The 22,235-nt window shown below is 68.5% G+C and carries 20 protein-coding genes; 8 read left to right on the forward strand and 12 right to left on the reverse strand.

Annotated features, from left to right (window positions below; genetic code table 11):
* Positions 1–87: 87 nt before the first annotated feature.
* On the reverse strand, positions 88–957 hold the full coding sequence (locus E0H45_RS41465; protein WP_165546790.1) for a family 43 glycosylhydrolase: 870 nt from the start codon (positions 955–957) through the stop codon (positions 88–90).
* Between the two features lie 206 nt (positions 958–1,163).
* Positions 1,164–1,739, reverse strand: coding sequence for a CGNR zinc finger domain-containing protein (locus E0H45_RS41470; protein ID WP_131348142.1), 576 nt, complete (start codon positions 1,737–1,739; stop codon positions 1,164–1,166).
* A gap of 103 nt (positions 1,740–1,842) precedes the next feature.
* Between E0H45_RS41470 and E0H45_RS41475 the strand changes: the two genes are divergently transcribed.
* Positions 1,843–3,024, forward strand: coding sequence for an epoxide hydrolase family protein (locus tag E0H45_RS41475; protein WP_131348144.1), 1,182 nt, complete (start codon positions 1,843–1,845; stop codon positions 3,022–3,024).
* On the opposite strand, the gene E0H45_RS41480 is transcribed toward E0H45_RS41475, so the two are convergent.
* Positions 3,008–4,438: a glycoside hydrolase family 32 protein gene (locus tag E0H45_RS41480; protein WP_131348146.1), complete on the reverse strand. Its 1,431-nt coding sequence runs from the start codon at positions 4,436–4,438 to the stop codon at positions 3,008–3,010. The genes E0H45_RS41475 and E0H45_RS41480 overlap by 17 nt on opposite strands.
* Positions 4,435–5,499, reverse strand: coding sequence for a LacI family DNA-binding transcriptional regulator (locus E0H45_RS41485; RefSeq protein ID WP_131348148.1), 1,065 nt, complete (start codon positions 5,497–5,499; stop codon positions 4,435–4,437). The genes E0H45_RS41480 and E0H45_RS41485 overlap by 4 nt, the downstream gene beginning before the upstream one ends.
* Positions 5,500–5,660: 161 nt before the next feature.
* Between E0H45_RS41485 and E0H45_RS41490 the strand changes: the two genes are divergently transcribed.
* From E0H45_RS41490 to E0H45_RS41505, 4 genes are read left to right on the forward strand one after another with little or no spacing between them, the layout of a single operon-like run.
* Complete coding sequence (locus E0H45_RS41490; RefSeq protein WP_131348150.1) at positions 5,661–7,064, forward strand: ABC transporter substrate-binding protein; 1,404 nt, start codon at positions 5,661–5,663, stop codon at positions 7,062–7,064.
* Positions 7,064–7,996, forward strand: a complete 933-nt coding sequence (locus E0H45_RS41495) for a carbohydrate ABC transporter permease (RefSeq protein WP_238155697.1) — start codon at positions 7,064–7,066, stop codon at positions 7,994–7,996. Before E0H45_RS41490 ends, E0H45_RS41495 begins: the two co-directional genes overlap by 1 nt.
* Positions 7,993–8,832 (forward strand): carbohydrate ABC transporter permease, encoded by an 840-nt coding sequence (locus E0H45_RS41500; RefSeq protein WP_131348152.1) that lies wholly within the window; start codon positions 7,993–7,995, stop codon positions 8,830–8,832. The genes E0H45_RS41495 and E0H45_RS41500 overlap by 4 nt, the downstream gene beginning before the upstream one ends.
* Positions 8,829–10,178 (forward strand): glycoside hydrolase family 32 protein, encoded by a 1,350-nt coding sequence (locus E0H45_RS41505; protein WP_165546791.1) that lies wholly within the window; start codon positions 8,829–8,831, stop codon positions 10,176–10,178. Before E0H45_RS41500 ends, E0H45_RS41505 begins: the two co-directional genes overlap by 4 nt.
* Positions 10,179–10,303: 125 nt before the next feature.
* Here the strand turns inward: E0H45_RS41505 and E0H45_RS41510 are convergent, their stop codons facing one another.
* The 3 genes from E0H45_RS41510 to E0H45_RS41520 all read right to left on the reverse strand — a co-directional run bounded on the left by E0H45_RS41510 (position 10,304) and on the right by E0H45_RS41520 (position 13,397).
* Positions 10,304–11,260: a hypothetical protein gene (locus tag E0H45_RS41510; RefSeq protein WP_131348154.1), complete on the reverse strand. Its 957-nt coding sequence runs from the start codon at positions 11,258–11,260 to the stop codon at positions 10,304–10,306.
* Positions 11,261–11,365: 105 nt separating this feature from the next.
* Positions 11,366–12,166, reverse strand: coding sequence for a CoA transferase subunit A (locus tag E0H45_RS41515; protein WP_131348156.1), 801 nt, complete (start codon positions 12,164–12,166; stop codon positions 11,366–11,368).
* A gap of 34 nt (positions 12,167–12,200) precedes the next feature.
* Positions 12,201–13,397, reverse strand: coding sequence for an acetyl-CoA C-acetyltransferase (locus E0H45_RS41520; protein WP_131348158.1), 1,197 nt, complete (start codon positions 13,395–13,397; stop codon positions 12,201–12,203).
* Between the two features lie 71 nt (positions 13,398–13,468).
* Between E0H45_RS41520 and E0H45_RS41525 the strand changes: the two genes are divergently transcribed.
* Positions 13,469–14,356 carry a LysR family transcriptional regulator gene (locus E0H45_RS41525; protein WP_238155698.1) on the forward strand — a complete coding sequence of 296 codons (888 nt, stop codon included), beginning with the start codon at positions 13,469–13,471 and terminating at the stop codon, positions 14,354–14,356.
* A gap of 139 nt (positions 14,357–14,495) precedes the next feature.
* Here E0H45_RS41525 and E0H45_RS41530 read toward each other — a convergent pair whose 3' ends face one another.
* The 5 genes from E0H45_RS41530 to E0H45_RS41550 all read right to left on the reverse strand — a co-directional run bounded on the left by E0H45_RS41530 (position 14,496) and on the right by E0H45_RS41550 (position 20,003).
* Positions 14,496–15,803 (reverse strand): sensor histidine kinase, encoded by a 1,308-nt coding sequence (locus E0H45_RS41530; protein ID WP_131348160.1) that lies wholly within the window; start codon positions 15,801–15,803, stop codon positions 14,496–14,498.
* Between the two features lie 2 nt (positions 15,804–15,805).
* The gene (locus tag E0H45_RS41535) at positions 15,806–16,489 is read right to left on the reverse strand and encodes a response regulator transcription factor (protein ID WP_131348162.1); all 684 of its coding nucleotides are present in this window, start codon (positions 16,487–16,489) and stop codon (positions 15,806–15,808) included.
* A 135-nt stretch (positions 16,490–16,624) separates the two neighbouring features.
* On the reverse strand, positions 16,625–17,245 hold the full coding sequence (locus E0H45_RS41540) for a hypothetical protein (protein ID WP_131348164.1): 621 nt from the start codon (positions 17,243–17,245) through the stop codon (positions 16,625–16,627).
* Positions 17,246–17,337: 92 nt separating this feature from the next.
* Entirely contained in the window at positions 17,338–19,083 is a 1,746-nt protein-coding gene (locus E0H45_RS41545; RefSeq protein ID WP_131348166.1) for a vWA domain-containing protein, read from the reverse strand.
* A gap of 98 nt (positions 19,084–19,181) precedes the next feature.
* Positions 19,182–20,003, reverse strand: a complete 822-nt coding sequence (locus E0H45_RS41550) for a tryptophan 2,3-dioxygenase (protein WP_131348168.1) — start codon at positions 20,001–20,003, stop codon at positions 19,182–19,184.
* 81 nt (positions 20,004–20,084) lie between these two features.
* Here E0H45_RS41550 and E0H45_RS41555 point away from each other — a divergent pair, with 81 nt between their 5' ends.
* Together E0H45_RS41555 and E0H45_RS41560 are read left to right on the forward strand one after the other, a co-directional pair.
* Positions 20,085–20,600, forward strand: coding sequence for a hypothetical protein (locus E0H45_RS41555; RefSeq protein ID WP_131348170.1), 516 nt, complete (start codon positions 20,085–20,087; stop codon positions 20,598–20,600).
* A gap of 174 nt (positions 20,601–20,774) precedes the next feature.
* Entirely contained in the window at positions 20,775–22,232 is a 1,458-nt protein-coding gene (locus tag E0H45_RS41560) for a glycoside hydrolase family 76 protein (protein WP_131348172.1), read from the forward strand.
* The last annotated feature ends 3 nt before the right edge of the window (positions 22,233–22,235 follow it).

The following is a 22,235-nucleotide window of genomic DNA, read 5'->3' on the forward strand; positions in this document are numbered from 1 at the left end:
ACGCGAGGGGCGGCCCTTAGCGTGACCGCGGACGAGAGCAGCTCGACCTGACTCGCGGCATGCCGGCCGGCGATCGGCTGCTCGGCATCAGGTGAGGTACGGGCGGCCCTTGGTGTCCCACTTGAGTACACCGGTGTAGGCCTGGCGCTTGTTGGAGTCCTTGACGCCGTTGTGGTTGGCGTCGACGTAGGCGTGGAAGGCGATCCGGGTGGTCTTGCCGACGTTGATGACGGTGCCGCCGCCCGGTCCGCAGAGCCGGGTCGACTTGGTGGTCATCAGGGTCTTGACGCGGGTGAAGCGACCGCCCCAGAAGGTGCTCGCGGACCAGACGTCGGTGTTGTAGGAGCAGTTGATGTAGTCACCTCGGGAGGCGAACAGCCACACCTTGCCGCCGTGCGCGATCACCGACGGGCCCTCGATCTTGGCCGAGCTGACGATCTTGGCGATGCTCTTGCCGACCACGCGGGTCCCCGTCTGCGTGTCCATCTGGACCGCGCGGATCTGGAAGCCGGACGCGTTGCGGTAGTCGCTCTTGTAGATCAGGTACCGCTTGCCGTCCTTGGCCCGGTACGCCGCCGGGTCGATCGCCTCGTACCCGCGCGAAACCCACGGCGAGCAGACGACCGGCTTGGAACCCGGGGTGTAGTTCCCTGCCGGCTGACGGGAGGTCGCGACGCCGATGCAGTGCACGTGCCGGGACGCGGACTCGCCGGTGAAGTACATGACGTACAGCGCGCCGCGGCTGTCCGAGCTCTGGAAGACCTCCGGCGCCCACAGCAGCGGCTTGCTGTGGTCGACCCAGGCCGGGATCGCCGCCATCGACTTGTGGATCGCCGACCAGCCGCCGCTCGTCGTCCAGCGCGTGCCGTAGCCCGCGCCGGTTCGGAACAGGTAGTACTTCGAGCCGAGGTGCGCGAATCCGGGATCAGCGAAGTCCTCGGTCCCGACTCGCCGCACGCTACTTGGCGCTGCAGCAGCCTGCGCCGTCACAGCGGCATCAGCTCGCGCCGCACTCCCCGGATGCACAACAACCGTTCCCACAACAGCAGCGGCACCAGCAAAAACAGCCAGCGCAATAGGCAAACGACGCACGAGAACCTCCACAAACCTGGGCGGACGAGGCCTCGGCAATCTAACCCGCCCACCGGGCCACCCAGGAAGGATTACTCCGCTGATCTGGGCCTGTTGCGCTGGTTGGCGATGAAGCGCGCTTTCTTCTGGCGATTCCCGCACGTGTTCATGTCACACCATCTGCGGGTGCGACTTTGGCTGGTGTCGAAGAAGGCGGCTTGGCAGGTCGGCGATGCACACAAGGCCAACTTTCCGTCGCGTTCGCCGGCGATGATGCTGATCGCGTCGGCGGCGATCACGCTGAGGGCATCTTCCACGCAGGAAGCCGAGCCAAGTTGCCATCGCCGCTTGCCGTCGGGCGTCAGGACAGCCGCGGCCCGACCCTGAGCGCTGCAGTCGTTGATGACCTGGACAGCAGACGCAGGGAGAGCGTCCTGGACCGCGGCCGCTGTCGCGGCGGCGTGAATCGACTCCCTCAGTTCCCGAGCGAGCTCGAGCTGGGCAGTCGTGCAGGACGCCACCGCGAGGCCGCTCACTGCCAGCCAGTCGACGAGTCGCTGCGGCGTGGGAATGCGTTCCACCGCGTTGCCCTGACGCTCCGACAGCGTCCCCGTGAAGCTGGTCGCCAGCACGGCGCCGAGGCGGAAGTCAGGAAATCCATCACGCATGGAACCACCTTAGCCGGTTGCGCGCCGGTCGAAGAGCCTGATAGAACCGTCTTAGACGGTTCACATCGGTTCGCAGCCGGTTCTACGACGGCCAGGAGGTCTCATGCCGCTCCTCACCAGCGACGTACAAGCATTCGAAGCCCACGCAACCGACGCCGACCTCTACGATCTGCGCGCGCGACTGGCCGCGGCGCGACTGCCGGAGGCCGAAACGGTCTACCGCGCCGCGCCCGACCCGCGCCGCTGGGAACAGGGCGTTCCGCTCGCCGACCTCGTCGATCTCGTGAACTACTGGCGCACCGACTACAACTGGCGGTCGTTCGAGGAGCGCCTTGACCGGATCGGCCAGTTCCGCACGACCATTGACGAGCTGGGCATCCACTTCCTGCACCGCCGATCCACGCGCGCAGACGCCACTCCGTTGATCCTGACGCACGGCTGGCCAGGCAGCATTGCCGAGTTCGTCGATGTCGTGGACGAGCTGGCGGATCCGAAGGACGCAGACGCGCCGGCGTTCCACGTCGTGGTCCCGTCGCTGCCAGGCTTCGGTTACAGCGACAAGCCGGCCACCACCGGGTGGGGAGTCGAAAAGATCGCGGCTGCCTGGGTGGAATTGATGGGAAGGCTCGGCTACAGCAAGTTCGTGGCGCACGGCGGCGACTGGGGAGGTAATGTCACCGCGGTCCTCGGGGGCAGGTTCCCGGCGCAGGTTCTCGGCATCCACACAACGCTCGCGTTGGCACCGCCCGGAATGACGACGGACGGGCTGTCGGCGGTCGAGCGCCAATGGACCGAGGAAACCCGCGATTTCTGGCTCCACCACCGGGCGTACGCGAAGCAGCAGGCGACCCGTCCGCAGACCATCGGCTACTCGCTCGTCGACTCACCGGTCGGGCTGCTCGCCTGGCTCCTCGACAAGTTCGCCGAGTGGTCGGACACCGAAGACAGCCCGTTCGAGACGATTACCAGAGACCGGATTCTGGACGACGTCACCCTGTACTGGCTGACGCGGACCGGCGCATCGGCGGCCCGCATCTACTACGAAAGCCCCAACTCCCTCGATCCCGACCTTCGGATCGACGTACCGTCGGCAATCACGATGTATCCCGGCGACATCGAGTCGCGCACTCCGCGCACGTGGGCGCAGGAGCGGTACCGGCAGATCGTCCGATGGAGGTCGCCCGAAGCCGGGGGACATTTCCCGTCGCTCGAGGTTCCCGAGTATTTCGTCAAAGACCTGCAAGAGGGCCTCGCGGCAGTACTGGCCGCTATCTCGAGACCGTAAGTTCTACGAGGTCGACAGCGCCGTCGGTGACGAAGAGGCCGAGGTGGCCTGGGCCCAGTTCGTAGCGGCGGAAGGTCAGGGCTACTCGGTTGTCGACGACGATCTGACCGGTTGTGCCGTCGAGCAGGACCTGCACGGTATGGCGGCCGGGTGGCAACGGGCACGGGCGTTCGAGTTCCACGAGATGTGGGACGTCGCCGTCGACCTGCCATTGGGCCGGCCCGGTTCGTCCGCGTGGCCAGCGGTCGAGGACGATGCGGTCGCGCTGCGGTTCGAGTCGTACGACGGTGGCGCTCTCCCCGTCCGCGCCGGCGTGCAACAGCAGCCCGAACGCATGCGTGCCGGCCTCGACGTCGACGGTCAGCGTGATCAGGCAATGCTCGGAAGCGGGATCAGCGATCCAGGCGGCGTACCGGTCGATCGCTCCCTGCCCCGGCTCGGCGTCCGCACCGTCCAGCGGTGACACCTTCACATCCTGTACGTCGGCGTACGCCGCAACGACCTCCCGCGGGAGTCCGAACGCCAGCGTCCCGTCGTCCTCCTGATGCGCTTCGAGTACGGCGAGATCGCCGGCCCACTGCCACGGGCCGGCGTCGGAATCCCCTTGTTTCGTGGGGATCCAGCCGACGAAGAACCGGCGCCCCTCGTCCTCGACCGACTTGGCCGCGTAGAACGCCCGCCCGTCGACGGTGTCGCGACCCGGCGCGAGCCACGGACCGTCCGGCCCCCGCGCGATCCGGTAGCGGGTCTGGAACGCGTCGGTGAACTCGGAGTACACGAGGTACCACCAGTGGCCCCACTGGAACACGTCCGGGCACTCCTGCGTGATGAAACGGTGCGGCTCCCACAACGGCTCCGCGATCGTCCACTGCGCCAGGTCGGTCGACGTCAAACGCGCGACGACACCACACCGGCGATCCGGCGCATCGACGTACCGCGCCGCCAGGACCATCTGCCACGGCTGATCGGCTGCGGTCCGGTACACGAACGGATCCCGCCAGTCCTGCGGCATGTACCCCGGCGGTGCGCCAAAAGCTTCCGAGGGGAGTTTGGTCCACCGCGTCGGATCGCCGTCGCTGAACGCGTGGCACACCACCTGAAAGTCACCGTCCGCGTCCCCACGCCGCGGATTGTGCCCGGTGTAGAAGAGATGCAGCTGTGCACCGTCCGCCACCACACTGCCCGTGTAGCAGTCGAAATCGACCGCATCCCGATCCCCGGCCGGCAGTACGACGCCGTGGTCCGTGTACTGCACGAAGTCCGTGGTGGACACCAACGCCCACGGCATCCCACTCGCACCGGCGGTCGGGTCCTCGGGACGCTCGTCCAGAAGGTAGAACAACCAGATCCGCCCGGCGTGACTGAACGGAATCACATCGCCGACGAAGCCCGACGACGGGCGCCAGTGCATCATTTCGCGGTCACCCGCGGCCGTGGTCGCCGGCGTGGCGGGGCGCCGACCGAGTCGCGCTCGATCAGGTCGCAGTCGATGATCACTCGCTCGGGCGCATCATCCGGGCCCGCTAGCAGGAGCTCGCCGGCCCGTCGGCCCAGCATCAGGTGCGGTAGCGCAGCAGTGGTCAGGCCCGGCCGGACCTGATCCGCGACGTCGGGCTGGTCGTCGAAGCCGACGATGCTGACGTCCGACGGGCAATCCAGTCCGAGCGCGTGCAGGGCGAGCAGCGCGCCGATCGCCATTCGATCGTTCCCACAGACCAGAGCTGTCGAGGCGTGCTCGGTGATCACCTCGGTCGCGAGGTCGTACCCGTTTCCGATCTGGTAGGTGCCGTACCGGTGCACGAGGTCGGCCGGACGCAGACCGGCCGCGCGGGCGGCGTCGTCGAATCCGCGCCGGCGCTCCTTGCAGGCGTAGTCGCTCCGCATGCCGCCGAGGAACGCGACCTCGCGATGCCCGCGTTCGAACACGGACGCCGCCGCCGCGCGCCCACCGGCGTACTCGTCGGCCAGCAGGATGGTGTCGGCGTGGCCCTCCTCGGGCCAGCAGTTGACGAAGATCGTCCGGATCCCGTCGAGGCGCGGGCTGCGGTGCAGCGGCTTGGGCGAGAGCGACGCGTACACGATCGCGGCGACCCCTTGCCCGACCAGGCTCGCGACCGCGTCGTCGCCCTGCCCCGGATCGTCGGTCGTGTCGACGACCATGCACACGTAGCCCGCCGGCTGGACGACCTGTTGCAGGCCGAGCACGATCAGACCGGCGTACGGCTGGGAGACGATCCCGCTGGTCACGACGCCGACGGTGAACGACTTGTTCGACCGCAGTAGCTGGGCCGCCCGGTTGGGGACGAAGTCGAGCTCGGCCGCGGCCTCGAGCACCCGCCGTCTGGTCTCCTCGGCCACGGCGACGTCGCGGCGGTCGTTGAGCACGAACGAGACGGTCGGCTGCGACACCCCCGCGCGGCGGGCGACGTCGGTCATCGTGACGCGCTTCGGCCGGCCGGCCGGCTGCTTCGCCATGGTCCCCCTTTAACGATGTGCGGCCTGTCCGCCGCAGCCAATTTACTATCACAGATAGGCCCAATACGTATTGCATCCCACCGTACACCGCTGCTACCGTCCCGGGTCAATACGTATTGGGCGGCGCGCCGGGCCGCCCGAGCGGTCAAGGAGGAACCCTCATGACAGGTATTCATCCGCCCGGAGGCTCGCTCGCCCGCCGTACGCTCCTGAAGGCCGGAGCCGGTGGTCTCGGGCTGGCGGCGCTGGCCGACCTGGCCGCCTGCAGCCAGGACGGCGGCGGCTCGTCGAAGTCGCTGAAGATGCTGTACTTCGGCGAGCAGGCGCAGGCGACCGAGCTGCAGAACCGGTTGCAGCCGCAGATCGCCAAGCTCGACGCGACCATCAAGTTCGAGATCTCGGCCATCAACGGCACCGACTGGAACGACTTCCTGGCCAAGGTGCTGACCCAGATCGCCGCCGGGACCCCGCCGGACATCATCAGCGTCGCGACCGAGGGCCTGCAGCTGATGGCGTCGAAGGAACTGGCGGTCCCGCTCGACGACTACGTCACCAAGGACCTGGACGCGCTGAAGGAGTACTTCGCCGACATCCACCCGGCCCTGGTCGAGTCGATGATGTACCAGGGTCACCTGTGGGAGCTCCCGGACAGCTTCAACGCCGGGAACATGTTCTACAGCACGGAGCTCTTCCAGCGCGCCGGCGTCGTACCGCCGAGCGCGGACTGGACCCTCGACGACTTCGAGGCCGCAGCCACCAAGATCGCCAAGTTCAAGGGCATCAACGCCTTCGGCTGGGTGGTCCGGCTGTGGGGCAGCTGGACGTCGTTCATGTACGCGAACAACGCCAACCTGCTCGAGGAGGGCAAGTACGACGGCGGTGACTGGCTGTGGAACAAGGCGTACGCCGGTGACGCGGCCGCCACCGGCCGCAAGGGCGGCTGGAAGTGGGGCGCACCGACCGCGAACTCCGAGGCGACCGTCGAGGCGCTGAACTACATGATCGAGCTGACCAAGAAGGGCCTGTCGCCGTCGCCCGACGTCGGCGGTGGCGGCACGCTGCAGGGCCTGTTCGCGTCGAACCGGATCGGGATGTCGATCGGCGGCGGGTTCTGGGCCGGCGGCCTGACCAACGCCGGGATGAAGAACGGCAGCTTCGACGTGACGATGTTCCCGAAGTGGAAGAGCCAGCGGCACCTGTTCGGCGCCGGCGGGTACGCGATCTTCAAGTCGTCGAAGAAGAAGGACCTGGCCTGGGAGGTCCTGAAGCTGCTGGTGAAGCCGGAGACCTTCGACCTGGTCTTCCCGGGCAACGTGACCACGCCCGGCCGCAAGTCCCTGGTGACGGCCGCGCGGTACGCGAAGACTGGACCGAAGCACTGGTCGGTCTTCTACGACACGCTGACCAAGCACCCGGACACCGCCCCGATCCCGGCCCCGCCGTACTACAACGCGCTCGCGACCGCGCTCAACCAGCGCACCACGCAGGCGATCTCGTCCGGCAACGCGAAGGCGGCCCTGGACGGGTTGCAGTCCGACCTCGAGAAGGCAGCAGGGGCGAGCTGATGGCCGCCGTCACCGCGGAGATCCGCGAAGCCGTTGTGAAGCGGCGCGGTCACCCGTCCTCGCACGGAGAGGCGCGGTTCGGGTTCGCGATGATCGGGCTGTCGGTGCTGTTCGTCGCGGTCTTCACCGCGATCCCGATCGTCGCCTCGCTGGGTCTGTCGTTCTTCTCCTGGGACGTCATCTCGACACCGGAGTACGTCGGGCTGAAGAACTACCAGCGGCTGTTCACCGACGGGCCGGTGCTCAAGTCGTTCGGCGTGACGCTGGGGATGGCACTCGCGATCGTCGTACTGCAGCTGACCATCGGGCTCGGGCTCGCCGTCCTGGTCAACCAGCGCAAGCTGGTCTGGGTACGGACGTTGTTCCGTACGACGTTCTACCTGCCGTTGCTCGCGTCCACGGCGGCCGTGTCGATCTTCATGGGCTACCTGTTCGACTACAAGTTCGGCGTCGTGAACTACTACCTGAGCCTGCTCGGGATCCCGAACGTGCCGTGGCTGACCAGCGGCTTCGGGGCGGCCGCAACAATCGTGCTGATCGCGGTGTGGCAGCAGATCGGGTTCACGTTCGTACTGTTCGTCGCATCGCTGATGTCGGTCCCCACCGACGTACTGGAGGCCGCGCAGATCGACGGCGCCGGGGCGATGCGGACACTGTTCCGGATCAAGATCCCGTTGATCAGCCCAACGATCCTGTTCGCCGCGGTCGTTGCCCTGATCAACGCCATGCAGCTGTTCGACCAGCCGTACATCATGACCAAGGGCGGCCCGGGATCGGCGACCACGACGGTGACGATCTCGATGTACCAGAAGGGCTTCCAGAACCTAGAGTTCGGGTACGGCTCGGCGATCGCGATCGTGCTGCTCGCGGCGATCCTGGTCATCACCGGGCTGCAGTTCCTCGCAGCACGAAAGCTGGTGTTCTACCAATGACAGAGTCCACCGGAACCCTGGCCCGGATCGGCCGGATCAGCGGCGTCGTCGTCCTGGTGGTCGCCGCGATGATTGCCCTCGGCCCGTTGCTGTGGACGGTCACCACGTCGCTGCGGACACCGGCCGAGGCGTTCAGCAACCCACCGCAGTGGATCCCGCTGCACCCGGACTTCTCCAACTACGCCGCGGTCTTCGACCGCATCCCGATCGGCCGGTTCTTCTTCAACAGCGTCGTCGTCACCGGGCTGATCGTGATCGGCCAGACCATCACCTGCACGCTGTCCGGGTACGCGTTCGCGATGATCAGCTTCCCGGGGCGCTCGGTGATCTTCGGGATCTTCCTGGCCACCATGATGGTGCCGCTGCAGACGATCATCATCCCGGTGTTCGTGATCATCCGGTACCTCGGACTGTCCGACAGCCCGTTGTCACTGGTGGTCTCCGCACTCGGCAGCGCGTTCGGCACCTTCCTGATGCGCCAGTACTTCATGCAGATGCCTCGCGAACTGGGCGAGGCGGCAAGGATCGATGGCGCCGGACACTTCCAGACGTTCCTGATGATCTACGCGAAGATGGCCGGTCCGGCGATCGCGACGCTCGCGATCCTGAACTTCTCCGGTTTCTGGGCGGAGTTCTACCGGCCGCTGATCTTCCTGCAGTCGCAGGACAACTTCACGCTGCCGCTCGGGCTGGTCGGTCTGCAGGGGAACCTCGGCACCGGTTCGATCTCGGTCGTGCTGGCCGGCGTCGTACTGGCGATCCTCCCGAGCGTGCTGCTGTTCATCGTCGCCCAGAGGTACTTCATCGCAGGCATCACGGCAGGAGCATCACGGTGACCCAGACCCAGTCCGCCGCCCATCGATCGCCTGGACAGGACCCTGGCGCGGTTGCGCATCTGCGCCCCGCGTTCCACGTCCGGCCGCCGCGCGGATACCTCAACGACCCGAACGGCCCGATCGAAGTGGGCGACGAGGTACACCTGTACTTCCAGTCGCGGCCCACGCTCGATCATCACGTGCCGGTCGAGTGGGGGCACGCGACCTCACCCGACTACGTGCGCTGGACGTTGCACCGACCCGCGATGGCGCCGCGGCCGGGCGGGCCGGACACCGACGGCTGCTGGTCCGGCAACACGGTCCTGGACGACGGACGGGTCCGCGCGTTCTACTCGGGGCACATCGAGGGACGCCCGTACCAGTCGGTGCTCACCGCTGTGTCCGACGACGGCGGTACGTCGTTCGGGCCGCCGCACCAGGTGGTGCCTGATCCGTCCGACCACGCGATCATGTTCCGCGATCCCTTCGTCTGGAGGGAGAACAGCACCTGGTGGATGGTCGTCGGCGCCGGGTACGTCGGCCGCGGCGCGAGCATCCCGTCGTACCGCTCGACCGACCTCGAGACCTGGACGTACGCCGGTCCGCTCGCCGAACTGCCCCGCGACGTCGTGGACGGCCACGACACCGGCGCCGCGTGGGAATGTCCGCAGATGCTCACGATCGACGGCCGCCGGATCGCAGTCGTCGCGTCGTGGTCGCCGGAGGGTGGGCCCGCCGACGTGCTGTCGTTCGATGTCGACGTACCCGTGGTTCCACGGCGCGTCGATCACGGGACCAACTTCTACGCGGCATCCGCCTTGCGGGACAGCCGGTTCGGGCCGCTGCTGTTCGGATGGCTGACCGAAGGACGAGACCGGCCCGGCTGGACCGACGACTGGGCGGGAGTCATCTCGCTGCCTCGAGTCGTCTGGCTCGGACAGGACTCGTCGCTCCGCAGCGCACCGGTGCCGACGGTCGACGCACTCCGCGTCGGCGACGGTTCACCCGCCGACGGCGCGTCGACGGGCGCCCAGTGCGAGATCGTCGTACCGGAAGGCTCCGGGCAGGTCGTCATCCACTTCAGCGAGCAGGAACGCCTAGTGATCGAACTCGACGTCGACACCCTCACCATCGACCGCACCCAAGCCAGCCTCAACCCCCACGCTCACGGCGGCCGGATGCAGGTCACCGACGCCTTCGACCCCACATCCGACCGCCCAGCCGCCCGAATCATCCTCGACGGCTCAACCCTCGAGGTCTTCACCAGCGCAGGCCGAGCCCTCAGCACCCGCCTCTACCCCACCACCCCACCCACCTGGCAAGTAGAAGCCCCGCCCACCGCCCACCACTGGCAGCTAGCCCCCTAGCCGGACCCCCAGCCAAGTCTGGTGCCGGTGCACAGGAAGTGGGGTGGAGCTACAGGCTATTTCCTGTGCACCGGCACCGGTCCGGGTGCACTCCACCGAAACCTGGCCTGCAGATGAACGGTTTGTTACTCGCCGAACAGTTGGTCGTAGTGCGTGGTGAGTGACACGTGGGTGACGCCGTTGAAGACGCCGGGGATCTTGCCGTACGACGTGACCGCAGTCGCTCGGCCGTTCGCGTGGCTCATCGCGAACTGGTAGGCGGACTGGTTGTTGTGGTCGACGGCGACGAGCAGCGTGCCGCCGCGGGTGCCGCAGCTCTGGGCGACCAGGGACTCGTACGGCGCCCAGCCGCCGGTGCGGATCAGCTTCAGGACCGGCTTCGCGCCGGCGGCGATCGGGATGTGCACGGTGTAGAGCGCCCCGGCGTTCGTTGTCATCAGCAACGTGTCGTACGTCGCGGTCTCGCTGATCACCGTCATCGCCTTGAAGCCGCGGAAGCCCGGGAGCGGGCCGAGCGCTCTGAAGCCGGCGCCGACGATCGCGTAGCGGTACAGGCTGCCGTTGGTGTTCAGGCCGTACAGGTACGCGTGCCGCGGGGACCCGACGCTGTAGTTCGACGTCGCGATCGACTTGAAGCTCGTCCAGCCCGCCCCGACCTTCTTGAAGGTCGGCACCGGCGGCTTCGTCTCGTCGGCCGGGATGTACGTCGTGTGCCGGTACAGGTTCCCCGCCTGCAGCAGCAGGCCGTAGTAGAAGTACTGGGTCTGCGAGGCGTTGGTCGCGAAGTACCAGGTCGCGTCCGCCCGGGTGCCGACGAACGGGAACGACTGGTAGGTGACGGACCGCGGCGGCTTCGCCGGCGTTGCGTCGATCTCCTGCATGGTGCCCGCCGCAGTCGGCAGGCCGACCGCGCTGAGGCACGGCTCGGCAGCTGCGGCCTTCGCAGACAGCGGCTGGGCGGTCTTTTCCGGGAAGTACGGCGTCGGATCGGCTTGGCCGGTGGCGGTCGCCGGGCCCGAAACGGCGGCGGCGCCGAGCAGGCCGGCCCCTGCCAACGCGAGCGCGAAGCGCTGCAGCTTCATAGGAGTCCCCCTCCAAGAATGTCTCGAATATTGAGATCGCGCTGACTATAGCCGTGCCTGCGGACCTTTGACGAGAAAGTTGCAGCTACCTGCAACCACCGCCGCTCAGCTGCGGCTCCGGCGTGGACGAGCCACATCGGCTGTTGCAGGGCGCGTGGTGCGTTTCTCGATGCTCTTGCGGGCGGCCTGCGCCGGCGTCAGCGGTACGACGCGGCGTACGAACACGCCCGGCAAGTGGATCGCGTCCGGTGCGAGCTCGCCGACCTCGACGACCCGCTCGGCCTCGACGATCGTCAGCCGGCCGGCCATCGCGGCGACCGGGTTGAAGTTCCGGGCGGCCGCGTGGAAGACACAGTTGCCGGCCCGATCCGCGACCGCGGCGCGGACCAGCGCGATATCGGTGACGATCGCCTCCTCCAGCACCATGTCCCGGCCCTGGATCGTCCGAATCTCCTTGGCCGGCGACGCGACCGCGACCGTGCCGTCGGGCGCGTACCGCCACGGCAGCCCGCCTTCCGAGACCAGCGTGCCGACACCGGTCGGCGTGAAGAACGCCCCGATCCCGGATCCGCCCGCCCGCAAGCGCTCGGCGAGCGTGCCCTGCGGCGTCAGTTCGACCGTCAACTCCCCCGCGAGGTACTGCCGCGCGAACTCCTTGTTCTCCCCCACGTACGACGCGATCACCCGGCTGATCCGCCCGCGTTCGAGCAGCAGACCGAGACCCGCACCGTCGACACCGCAGTTGTTCGACACCACGGTCAGATCGCTCGCGCCCTGCTCGAGCAACGCCTCGATCAGGAACCACGGGATCCCGGCCAGCCCGAACCCGCCGACCGCGAGACTCGAACCGTCCGCGATGTCGGCGACCGCCTCAGCCGGCGTAGCGAAGACCTTGTCCAGACTCATGAACCGTCCTCGTTCCGGTTGCTGATCGTGGCCTTCATCGGACCGCCTCGAAGATCGCGGCGATGCCCTGGCCGCCGCCTATGCAGAGGGTCTCCAGGCCGTAGCGGCCGTCTCGGCGGTGCAGCTCGCGGGACAGGGTGGCCAGGATCCGCGCGCCGGTCGCTCCGACCGGGTGGCCGAGGGAGATTCCGGAGCCGTTCGGGTTCAGGCGGTCGTCCAGCGGGTCGATCTTCCATTCGCGCAGGCAGGCCAGGACCTGGGCGGCGAAGGCTTCGTTGAGCTCGATCAGGTCGAGGTCGTCGAGGGTCAGGTCGGCGCGGGCGAGCGCTGCGGCGACGGCCGGGACCGGGCCGATCCCCATCACCTCGGGTCCGACCCCGGCGACGGCCCAGGACCTCAACGCCACCAGCGGACGCAGGCCACGACGCTCCGCCTCGTCGCGGGTGGTGACGACGCAGACCGCGGCACCGTCGTTCTGCCCACTCGCGTTGCCCGCCGTCACGGTCGCTGCCGGGTCGTCCTTGAGCATGACGGGCCGAAGAGCGGCGAGGCCTTCGAGCGAGGTGTCGGGGCGCGGGTGTTCGTCCACGGTCATCAGGCCGCGCTTGGGGACCTCCACCGGAATCAGCTCGTCGGCGAAGCGGCCGGCCGACTGCGCAGCGACGGCGCGTTGGTGCGAGCGGAGCGCGAACTCGTCCTGCTCCTCCCGCGAGATGCCGTACTCCCGGCGTACGTTCTCGGCCGTCTCCAGCATCCCGCCCGGCACCGGATGATACTTCCCGCCGGCGGTCTCGCGAGCCCGGATCAGGCGGTTGTTCAGTTCCACGTTGCCGCGGACGCCGGTGCGCAGACCGAGAGCGTAGTGCTCGACCTGCGACATCGATTCGGTGCCTCCGGCAACCACCACGCGGGCCGCGCCGGTCGCGACCATGCCCGCGGCGTACAGCACGGCCTGCAGTCCCGAGCCGCACCGGCGGTCCACCTGGACGCCCGGTACGCCGACGCCTAGGCCCGCGTCGAGGGCGGCGATCCGACCGACCGCGGGCGCCTCGCCGTTCGGGTAGCACTGACCGAGAACGACGTCGTCGACATCACCTTCGCCCAGACCGGTCCGGCGTACCAGCTCGGTGAGAGCGACGGTGGCGAGGTCGGCCGCCGACAGCGCGGACAGCGCGCCGCCGAACCGGCCCACCGGAGTACGGATCGGCTCGCAGATCACCACATCGCTCATGCCCTCGACGGTAGGCCGCTTGGACCGATATGGAGAAATACTGATTTACGCTCGATAGAGACTCTGCCAATATGAATCGCGTGGAGCTCCGTCACCTGCGGTACTTCGTCGCCGTGGCCGAGGAACGGCACTTCGGCCGCGCCGCAGCCCGCCTGCACATGGCGCAGCCGCCGCTGTCGCAGCAGATCCGCCAACTGGAGAGCGAGCTGGGCCTGCAGTTGCTCCGCCGTACGACGCGACGCGTGGAGCTCACGCCCGCGGGTGAGTCCTACCTGGTTCGGGCGCGGCAGATCATCGCGGCGGTCTCGTCCGCGGCGGGCGAGGCACAGCGGGTCGCGGCCGGACTGCAGGGGCGGTTGGTGATCGGGTGCGTCGGCTCGGCGACGTACAGCCTGCTGCCGCAACTGGTCCGGACGTTGCGCGAGGAGCTTCCCGACGTCGAGGTCGCCGTACAGGGCGAGATGCTCGCGCCCGACCAGGCGCAGGCACTGGCCGACGGGCGGATCGATCTCGGGCTGTTGCGGCCGCCGGTCGAGGACGAGTCGCTGCGGGTCGAAGTACTGCGGGCCGATCCGCTGATCGTCGCCGTACCCGATGGGCATCGGCTGGCCGGACGACGTCGGGTGCGGCTGGAGGAACTGGCCGACGAGGACTTCGTGATCCATGCGGGTGGCGGGCGGTCGGTGATGCACGACACCGTGCTCGCGCGCTGCCGGGAGGCCGGGTTCGAGCCGCGGGTCCGGCACGAGGTGGCCGAGACGTCGACGTTGGTGACCTTCGTCGCGGCTGGACTGGGGATCGCGATCGTGCCGGCGCCCGTTGCCGAGCTGCTGGTGCCGGGCGTCGCCTACCGCGCGCTCAGCGGGTCGGCGACCGTCGAACTTGCGGCCGCCACGCGAGCCGATGACGAAGCACCTCACCTGGAGCGCGCACTATCCGTCCTCAAAGGACTGATTTAGTCACTCTCAGCTATGGACGCCCGGTCCGGGATAGCCTCTCGGAGAATCCGCATCTCGCGCTGTTCCAGGTCCAGGGGCTGGACACGAGCACGAACAAGGCCGAGCTCGAGGTGACGGTCTGGTCGATCAGCTGATCCGGTTACAGAGCGGCCAGGGTCAGGACGACCTCGTTGCGGTGCAGGGTCAGGGTGCCGCCAGCGGCTTCGGCGCAGCGGCGGGCTATGTCCAGGCCCAGGCCGGTGGAGCCTCGGTCGCTGCGGCCGCGTTCGCCGGCGCCCAGGGGGATGCCGGGACCGTTGTCGGCGACAACTATCCGGACGACGCCGTCCGCGCGGGTCAGGGTGATCCGCGCGGGCGTCCCGTCGGGGGTGTGCGCTACGACGTTCTCCACGAGTGCGTCGAGTGCCGCGCCAAGGTCCTCCCCGGAGGAGCGGACCGCTGCGAGCGTGTCCGGCAGGTCCAGTGCCAGCTCGCGGCCCTGGTCCTCGAACAACGGCTCCCAGAACGCGGCCCGCTGGCGCGTCACCTCGACGGCGTCCGAGTGCGGAACGCGGCCCTCACGCTGCGGTCGCCGAGCGGCGCTGATCACGGCGGTCAGTGTCCGTTCGAGACTGTTGACCTGGGTGTTCAGCTCCTCGGCGCTCTCCCGGTCTGGCAGCGCCTCGACCTGCAGTCGCAGCGCGGTCAACGGCGTACGCAGGCGGTGCGACAGGTCCGCGACCGCCTCGCGTTCGACCGCGATCACCTCGTCGATCCGATCCGCGAGCCCGTTCAGCGCGGAGCCGACCTTCGCGACCTCGGCCGGTCCGGTCGTCGGGGCGCGGGCGTCCATGTCGCCGCGGGCGAGGCGTTCCGCCGTACTCGCGGTCTCCTCCAACGGGCGCGCGAGCCGCCGGGACACCAGCTCGGCGCCGAGGATGCTGAGCAGCAGCACCACCAGACTCCCGCCGACGAGGATCAGGATCCGCGGCACCACACCGTCGTACAGCTCGTCGCCGGTCAGGTAGAGGCAGACGGAGGCCATGCCGTTCGGTGTACCGACGCTGACGTCCACCGCGAGACCGCCGCCGACGTTGCGGTAGTCCGCGTCGCCGATCTTCGGCGGGCCCTTGTCGTCGCGGTCGCGGTCGCCGTCGCCGTACCCGGCCGGCACGTTCTTCGGCGTCGGCACCCCACCGGGCGGCGGATCGCCCAGCGTCGTACCGTCCGGCATCCGCACCGAGATCCGTCCCGGATGGTCCGTCAGGCCGTTGACGTACGCCGTGATGTCGTCGTTCGTGTGGCCCTTGTCGCCGACGTAGTACGCGACGCTCTCCGCTAAGTACCGCGCCTTGTCCTTCGACTCGTTGGCCGTCGTACTGCGGAGCAGAATCACCAGCGGTACGGCGAACGCGAGCACGACCAACGTGGTCATGCCCACCGACAGCAGCAGGATCCGACGGCGCATGCTCAGCCGTCCACCGCGAGCTTGATCCCGACGCCGCGCACGCTGTGCAGGAACCGCGGCGCGGCCGCCGTCTCGCCCAGCTTCCGGCGCAACCACGACAGGTGTACGTCGACAGTCCGGTCACCACCGCCCCACGGCAGACCCCAGACCTCCGCGAGCAGTTCCCGCTTCGTCACCACGGCCCCGGGCCGGCGCGACAACGCCAGCAGCAGGTCGAACTCCTTCCGGGTCAGGTCGACCGGCGCACCGTCCACGGTCACCTCCCGGCTCCGCGGATCGATCCGCAACCCGCCGACCTCGACAGTCGACTCCTCTTGCTGGTCCTGCCCGAGCCGCCGCAGTACGGCGCGAATCCGCGCATCCATCTGCGCCGCGCTGAACGGCTTGATCACGTAGTCGTCCGCGCCCGCGTCCAGCAGCCGTACGACGCTCGCGTCGTCGTCCCGCGCCGTCGCCACGATCACCGGCACGTCGCTGACCGCCCGCACCATCGCGAGCACGTCGCGCCCGTCCAGATCCGGCAGCCCGAGGTCGAGCAGCAACACCTCCGGCCGCTCCCGCGCGACCGCGGCAACCCCGTCGGCGCCGGCCGCGACCGCCGAGACCACATGCCCGGCCGCCGTCAGGGACTTCCCCAACGACGCCCGAATCGCATCGTCGTCCTCGACCAGCAGCACCCGCGCCATGTCCCCGAGCGTAACCGCCGACCCCGCCCGCGATCCTCAAGCTGGTGTTAAGCGCGGACGTACGCCACTCACCAACCTCGCGCCCGCCCGGTCGGCGCCGCTGGGCGGGCCGGGTTCACGGGGTGTCGGAGGGGGTTACTCAGTGGTGGAGGTCCGGGGTGGTTTCAGCCCGGTGCTGCGGAGTTCGAGGGTGGCCAGTGCGGTGACGATCTCGCGATCGCCGTCGCGCCAGGCCGCGACCGGGTCGTCGGAGATCTTCGCGAGTTTGTGCATCGGCTGGTTCGCCATCGCCCGGAGCGCGAACAGATCCAGATCCGCCGCGTTGTCGATGAACCGCTGCGCCGCCGTGGCCCGGCGCGCGAACCGGATCCGCCGCGGCACCCAGATCAGTACGGCGAACAGCACCGGCAACCCGATCGTCACGCCCGCGAGCACATACGCCAACTGCTCCACCGCATGCGCCTGGTCCCGGCCCGCCTGCGCCAGCTTCCCCGCAGCACCGGCAGCTCCGTCGATCGGGGACCGAAGTTGATCCCCCACCGCCGGCACCTTTCCGATCGGCTCGGACAACCGCCGCAGATCGCTCGCGAGCCCGTCACCCGCCTCGGCTGCCTTCCGCCCGGGAGCCCCGAGCGCGTCGGTCACCCGGTAGACGAGCATCCCCAACTCAACACACGCCCAGACCCACCCCGCCAGCATCAGATCACCGACGACCTGCCCAAACCGCTGCACCCGTACGTCGGAGTAGAGCTTCACGCAGCCTCCTCGAGGATCCTGGCAGCTCGCAGCCTAGCGAGGCGAGACCATCCGATGTGGATGGTCTCGCCTCGACTGTCCCCGGGTTCAGCTCAGGCCATGCGTGGCCTGATGGTGCGGGAGTCGATCGAGCTGGCCGCGCGTCCGGCACCGGAGGCCGTGTGAGTCACCGTGACCTCGAGCGGATGGTCCGCGACGATGTCGAGTACGCCGAGATCGAGGTCCGGGCCCTTGTGCCCGATGGCCTCCTCGAGACTGCAGCAGTCGTCCATGGTCGCCGTACCGGGCTCGAGCACGAGCTTGGCGAACGGGCGTGCCCGGACCGTCCGCGGCTCACGGCCGACCGGCTTCCCGTCCAGCACGAGCGGAGCGAAGTACTTGACGATCGTGACGGCGCAGGTGGTCGGGTTGTAGATGGTGACCGCGGTTGCGTACCGCCCGTCCACGATGGTCTGGCAGTCGTCGCGTTCCTTCTCGGTTCCGCAGATCATCTCGACGGAGTGGTGCCAGCGGCACGCGGGCACCGTCACGGTGACCGGCTTGGTGGCGACCACGACGCCGTCGGCGATCACATCGAGCGTGCCGGTGAACGTCTGCTCGTCCTCCTCGCAGTCGACCACCCCGGTCCACGTCACGTCGAACGGCAGCGTGTGCGGCGTGTTCCCGGGCAGCGGTCCGTAGCTAGGCGGCGTGATCGAGGTGACGAACTGCGCGATCGATCCGGTCGGCTGCAGGTGCACGTCGGCGATCGAGTGGACAGCTGCGTTGATCAACGGGATCAAGGTGTTGACGATCTGAGCGGCGTCCACACCCACCGTGTGGGTTCCACCCGGCGTGGCTGCGGTCATCCGCGTGGCCTGGCCGGCACTGCCACCGACCGGACAAGGCCCGTAGTCCGTGGCGAACTGCGTGGGGTCGCCGTCGAGGGCGTCGGCGGTTCCGGTGTTGGTGCTGACAGCAACCAGGGTGATCCCGGCAGCGACCAGCGCCGCGGTCGCGGTCCCCTCGGTCACATCCGGTACTCCGGACAACGCCGAACACACCGGATCGTGTCCGGGCGCGTCGCCGAACCAGACCACGATCCGCTTGCTGTCGGTCCGCCAGCCGATGGCGGGGTCGGTTGCGACCTGTTGCAGGGCGAAAAGCTGCCCCTCGGGAATGTCGAACCCGTCCGATGCTGTCCAGATAGCAACAGCCGCATTGACGTCCGCGACGCCGGGCGTCGGCGCGAGCTGGTGCTGGAAGGCGTACGGGTTCGGGCCTACTGGAAAGTCCTTGTAGTTGCCGGCGCCCCAGGCGAGGTCGAACCCGGCGAACGCCGGATCGCTGACGATCGCGCCGATGCCGGACTGAACTGCACTGATGACGTCGTGCATGCTGAACGTCGTATCGGCCAGCAGGTAGACATCAGCCTTCGGCGGGATCCGCGATTGCGGAATCTGCACGGTCACCGTCTCGTGCTCGGTCACACACTCCGGCAACACCCAGGTGTTGGTCGGCGGGTCCACGGTGACCGGCTCCACGGCGGCCACGGCAGGCGCCGCCGCGGGCGCTGCCGTTGCAGGCACGAACAATCCCGGTCCTGCCAGTGCCTCGAGCCGACGTCGCGGATGCACCGCGCCGGATGCGTCGACTGCGATCGATGTGCCGTGGTTCGGCTCTCCCCGGACAACGCCGTAAAACGCCCGTACCTCCTGGCCGTCCGGCATCCGCCCGGTCTCCCCGGCCACGACGTCGATCTCTTCGGTGCCGAGCGCTTCGACCAGCGCTACCCGCACTGCCTCGGTCGGCTCCGGCCCGATTTCCCCACCGGAGCTGCCGCCAGCTGTGGAACTCATCAGATTTTCCCCCCTGGAAATGTGCCCTTACCGCCCAGACCCCGAGCGGCCGCGTTTTGATACCGGCCGTTCGCAAAGTCCGCGTGGGGGCGGGGGAATCACAAGGTGGAGCGGAGGTTCCAGAGGAGAGGGTAGTAGCGGAGGTCGAGACGGCTGCGGAGGTAGTTGGCGCCGGACGAGCCTCCGGTGCCCGGTTTGGTGCCGATCATGCGCTCAACCATGACCACGTGTCGCGCGCGCCACGCCGCGGCCAGTTCGTCGTGCTGGACCAGGGCCTCTGCGAGTTCCCAGATGGCGGCGTAGTGCGAGCGGTCGCCGGCGACCTTGCGCAGGGCGTCGCGGATGGCGTCCTCGGTGTCGGTCTCGAAGCCGGCCTTCCGCAGTACGTCGAGGTAGGCGTCCCAGAGCGTCGGCTCCTCCAGCCGGCGCCGCAAACGATCCTGCTCAACCGAGGTCAGCCCGCGGAAACGGCGTACGAAGGACGGATCCTTCGCGCCGGACAGGAACTCGATCTCCCGGAACTGCACGGACTGGAACCCGGACGCCGGCGACAACCGGTGCCGGAACTCACCGAAGTCCTGCGGTGTCATCGTCTCGAGGATGTCCACCTGCTGCGTCAGCACGCGCTCGATCGTGTGCACCCGCCGGAGCAGGTGCTCCGCCAGCCAGTGCTCGCCGGCGAGCATCGCGTCCCGGGAAGCGGTCAGCTCGTGCAGGACCTGCTTGAACCACAGCTCGTACACCTGGTGGATCGTGATGAACAGCAACTCGTCGTGCGCCGGCGGCTCGGATTCCAGCCGCTGCTGGTCGAGCAGCTCGGCCAGGCGCAGGTAGCTGCCGTACGTGAGCCGGCCACCCTCCTCGCCGAAATGTACGTCGACCCCGCCCCACTTCCCCGCAACCCCGTCACCAGTGCTCATGACACGGAGACTAACCGACCACTTCGTGACCGGTCAGTGATTCGTTCGTTGGTTCTTCGGTACGCCGAGTTGAGGAGTTGCATGTCCGCCACGGTCGAGACACCGATCGTCCCGGGACCGGTCCAGGGCCCGACCAGGGAAGAGCCGCTGATCGAGGCGTTGCTGCTCGACGACTACCGGTCGCTCGTCCACCTCGCTTATCTGATCCTCCCGCCTGCGATCAGCCGGGCGAGGCGGGTGGCGGCGGCGCACGCGGTGGTCCAGCGGGCGCTCCCGCCGGGGCTCGCGCTCCCCACCGACCTCGTGCTCCCGTCGAGCCTGACCGCGCCGCCGGATGTCAGGGTGCCGGCGACCAGGCACCGGGAGTTCATGCGCCGCCGGGTCGTCGAAGAGGCGACCCGGCAGGCGGAGCGCCGGTCGTTCCTCGCGCGCCTCGGCAGCGTGCTCGCACCGGCCGACGACCTCGGCTTCGAGCCCTGCACGACCCGCCCCGACCGGTCCGCCACCACCCGCCGCTGCGCCCGCGGCCGCCAGGTGTCGATCGCGGCCACCCTCGTCCTCGCCACGGTCATCCTCGCCGCGCTCCTCGTGTTCTGACGGCGGATCTGCAGGCCATCACAATCGCTCGCGGCCGGCATCCCCCAGCGTGCCGCCGCCCGTCCACCGCCGATTGTGATGGCCTGGCGATCCCGCACCACATCTTGACGTAGCGTCGCCACCCACCTACCGTCGGTGCACCGCATTCTTCCTACCGCCCCAGGGAGATCTGTGATGTACGTTGGAATCGTTTCCAGCCTGTCCCTGCTGATCGCTCCCCTCGGCGCGCCACCACCGGCGCCGGCTGAGACCCCATCGGTGAACATGTCCACCCAGGCAACGATCTGCAACAAGTACTGCGACGCCCGCGACCCCGCCCTCGCGCCCAACGACCAGGCCCCGGTGTCCGCCACGCTCTTCGGCCGCACGATCACCCTGCACTTCGACGACGACGACGCGATGGGCTGGGCCTCGATCGAGAACGGCAACCCCGGCGACGAGGTCTGGCTGGACCGCTCGATGGACGGCGGCCGCACCTGGTCCGGCGGCAGCCGCCTCGGCAACGCCGCGATCCCGAGCGGCCAACGCGGCTGGCGTACGCAGATGTACAACGTCGACGACTGGAACAACCTCGGCGTCGGAGCGCTCCGCGCGTGCGGCAAGGCCGGCGACCGCGCCGACATCGCCTGTACGGCGTGGGCCCGTACGACGTGGAACGCGTGGGACCGTCGTACGGCGGCCGCGACCGCGCTGATGCAGGACTACAGCCTGACCAGCGGACTGTTCGACACCACGGGCTGGTGGAACTCGGCCAATGCGCTGAACGCGTTGATCGACAACGCCCGGGTCAGCGGGATGCAGAGCTACACGTACGCGATCGGTAAGACGTACGACCTGAACCTGAACAAGTTCGAGGGCCAGTTCCGCAACGACTACATCGACGACACCGGGTGGTGGGGGCTGGCGTGGGTTGCGGCGTACGACCTCACCGGCGAGGCCCGGTACCTGCAGACTGCGCGCGCGGACGCCGATCACATGGCGGCGTACTGGGACAACACCTGCGGCGGTGGCGTCTGGTGGAGCGAGGCGAAGACGTACAAGAACGCGATCTCGAACTCGCTCTACATCCAGCTGAACGCGCAGTTGCACAGCCGGATCGCCGGCGACACGACGTACCTGCAACGCGCGCAGGCCGGATGGACGTGGTTCCAGCAGACCGGGATGATCAACGGCTCGAACCTGGTGAACGACGGGATCGACCTGTCCACGTGCAAGAACAACGGCGACACCGCGTGGACCTACAACCAGGGCGTGCTGATCGGCGCGCTCACCGAGTTGTCCAAGGCAACGAACAACTCGGCGTATCTGACCTCCGCGCGCCAGCTCGCCGACGCATCGATCACCGCGTCGTCGCTGCACACCGCCGACGGCATCCTGCGCGAGCCGTGCGAGAACGGTGACTGCGGCGGTGACGGCCCGTCGTTCAAGGGCGCGCACGTCCGCGGCCTCGGCAAGCTGAACGCGGCGCTGTCCGACCACCCGTACACGTCCTACCTGCAACGCCAGGCCGACCGCGCCTTCGCGGCCGACCGGACACCGATGGATCAGTACGGCCTGCGCTGGTACGGCCCGGTCGACAAACTCGACGCCGCCCGCCAGCAATCCGCCCTCGACCTGCTGAACACGGTCTGAAAA

The organism is Kribbella soli, assembly GCF_004331345.1.
GTDB classification, from domain to species: Bacteria; Actinomycetota; Actinomycetes; order Propionibacteriales; family Kribbellaceae; genus Kribbella; species Kribbella soli.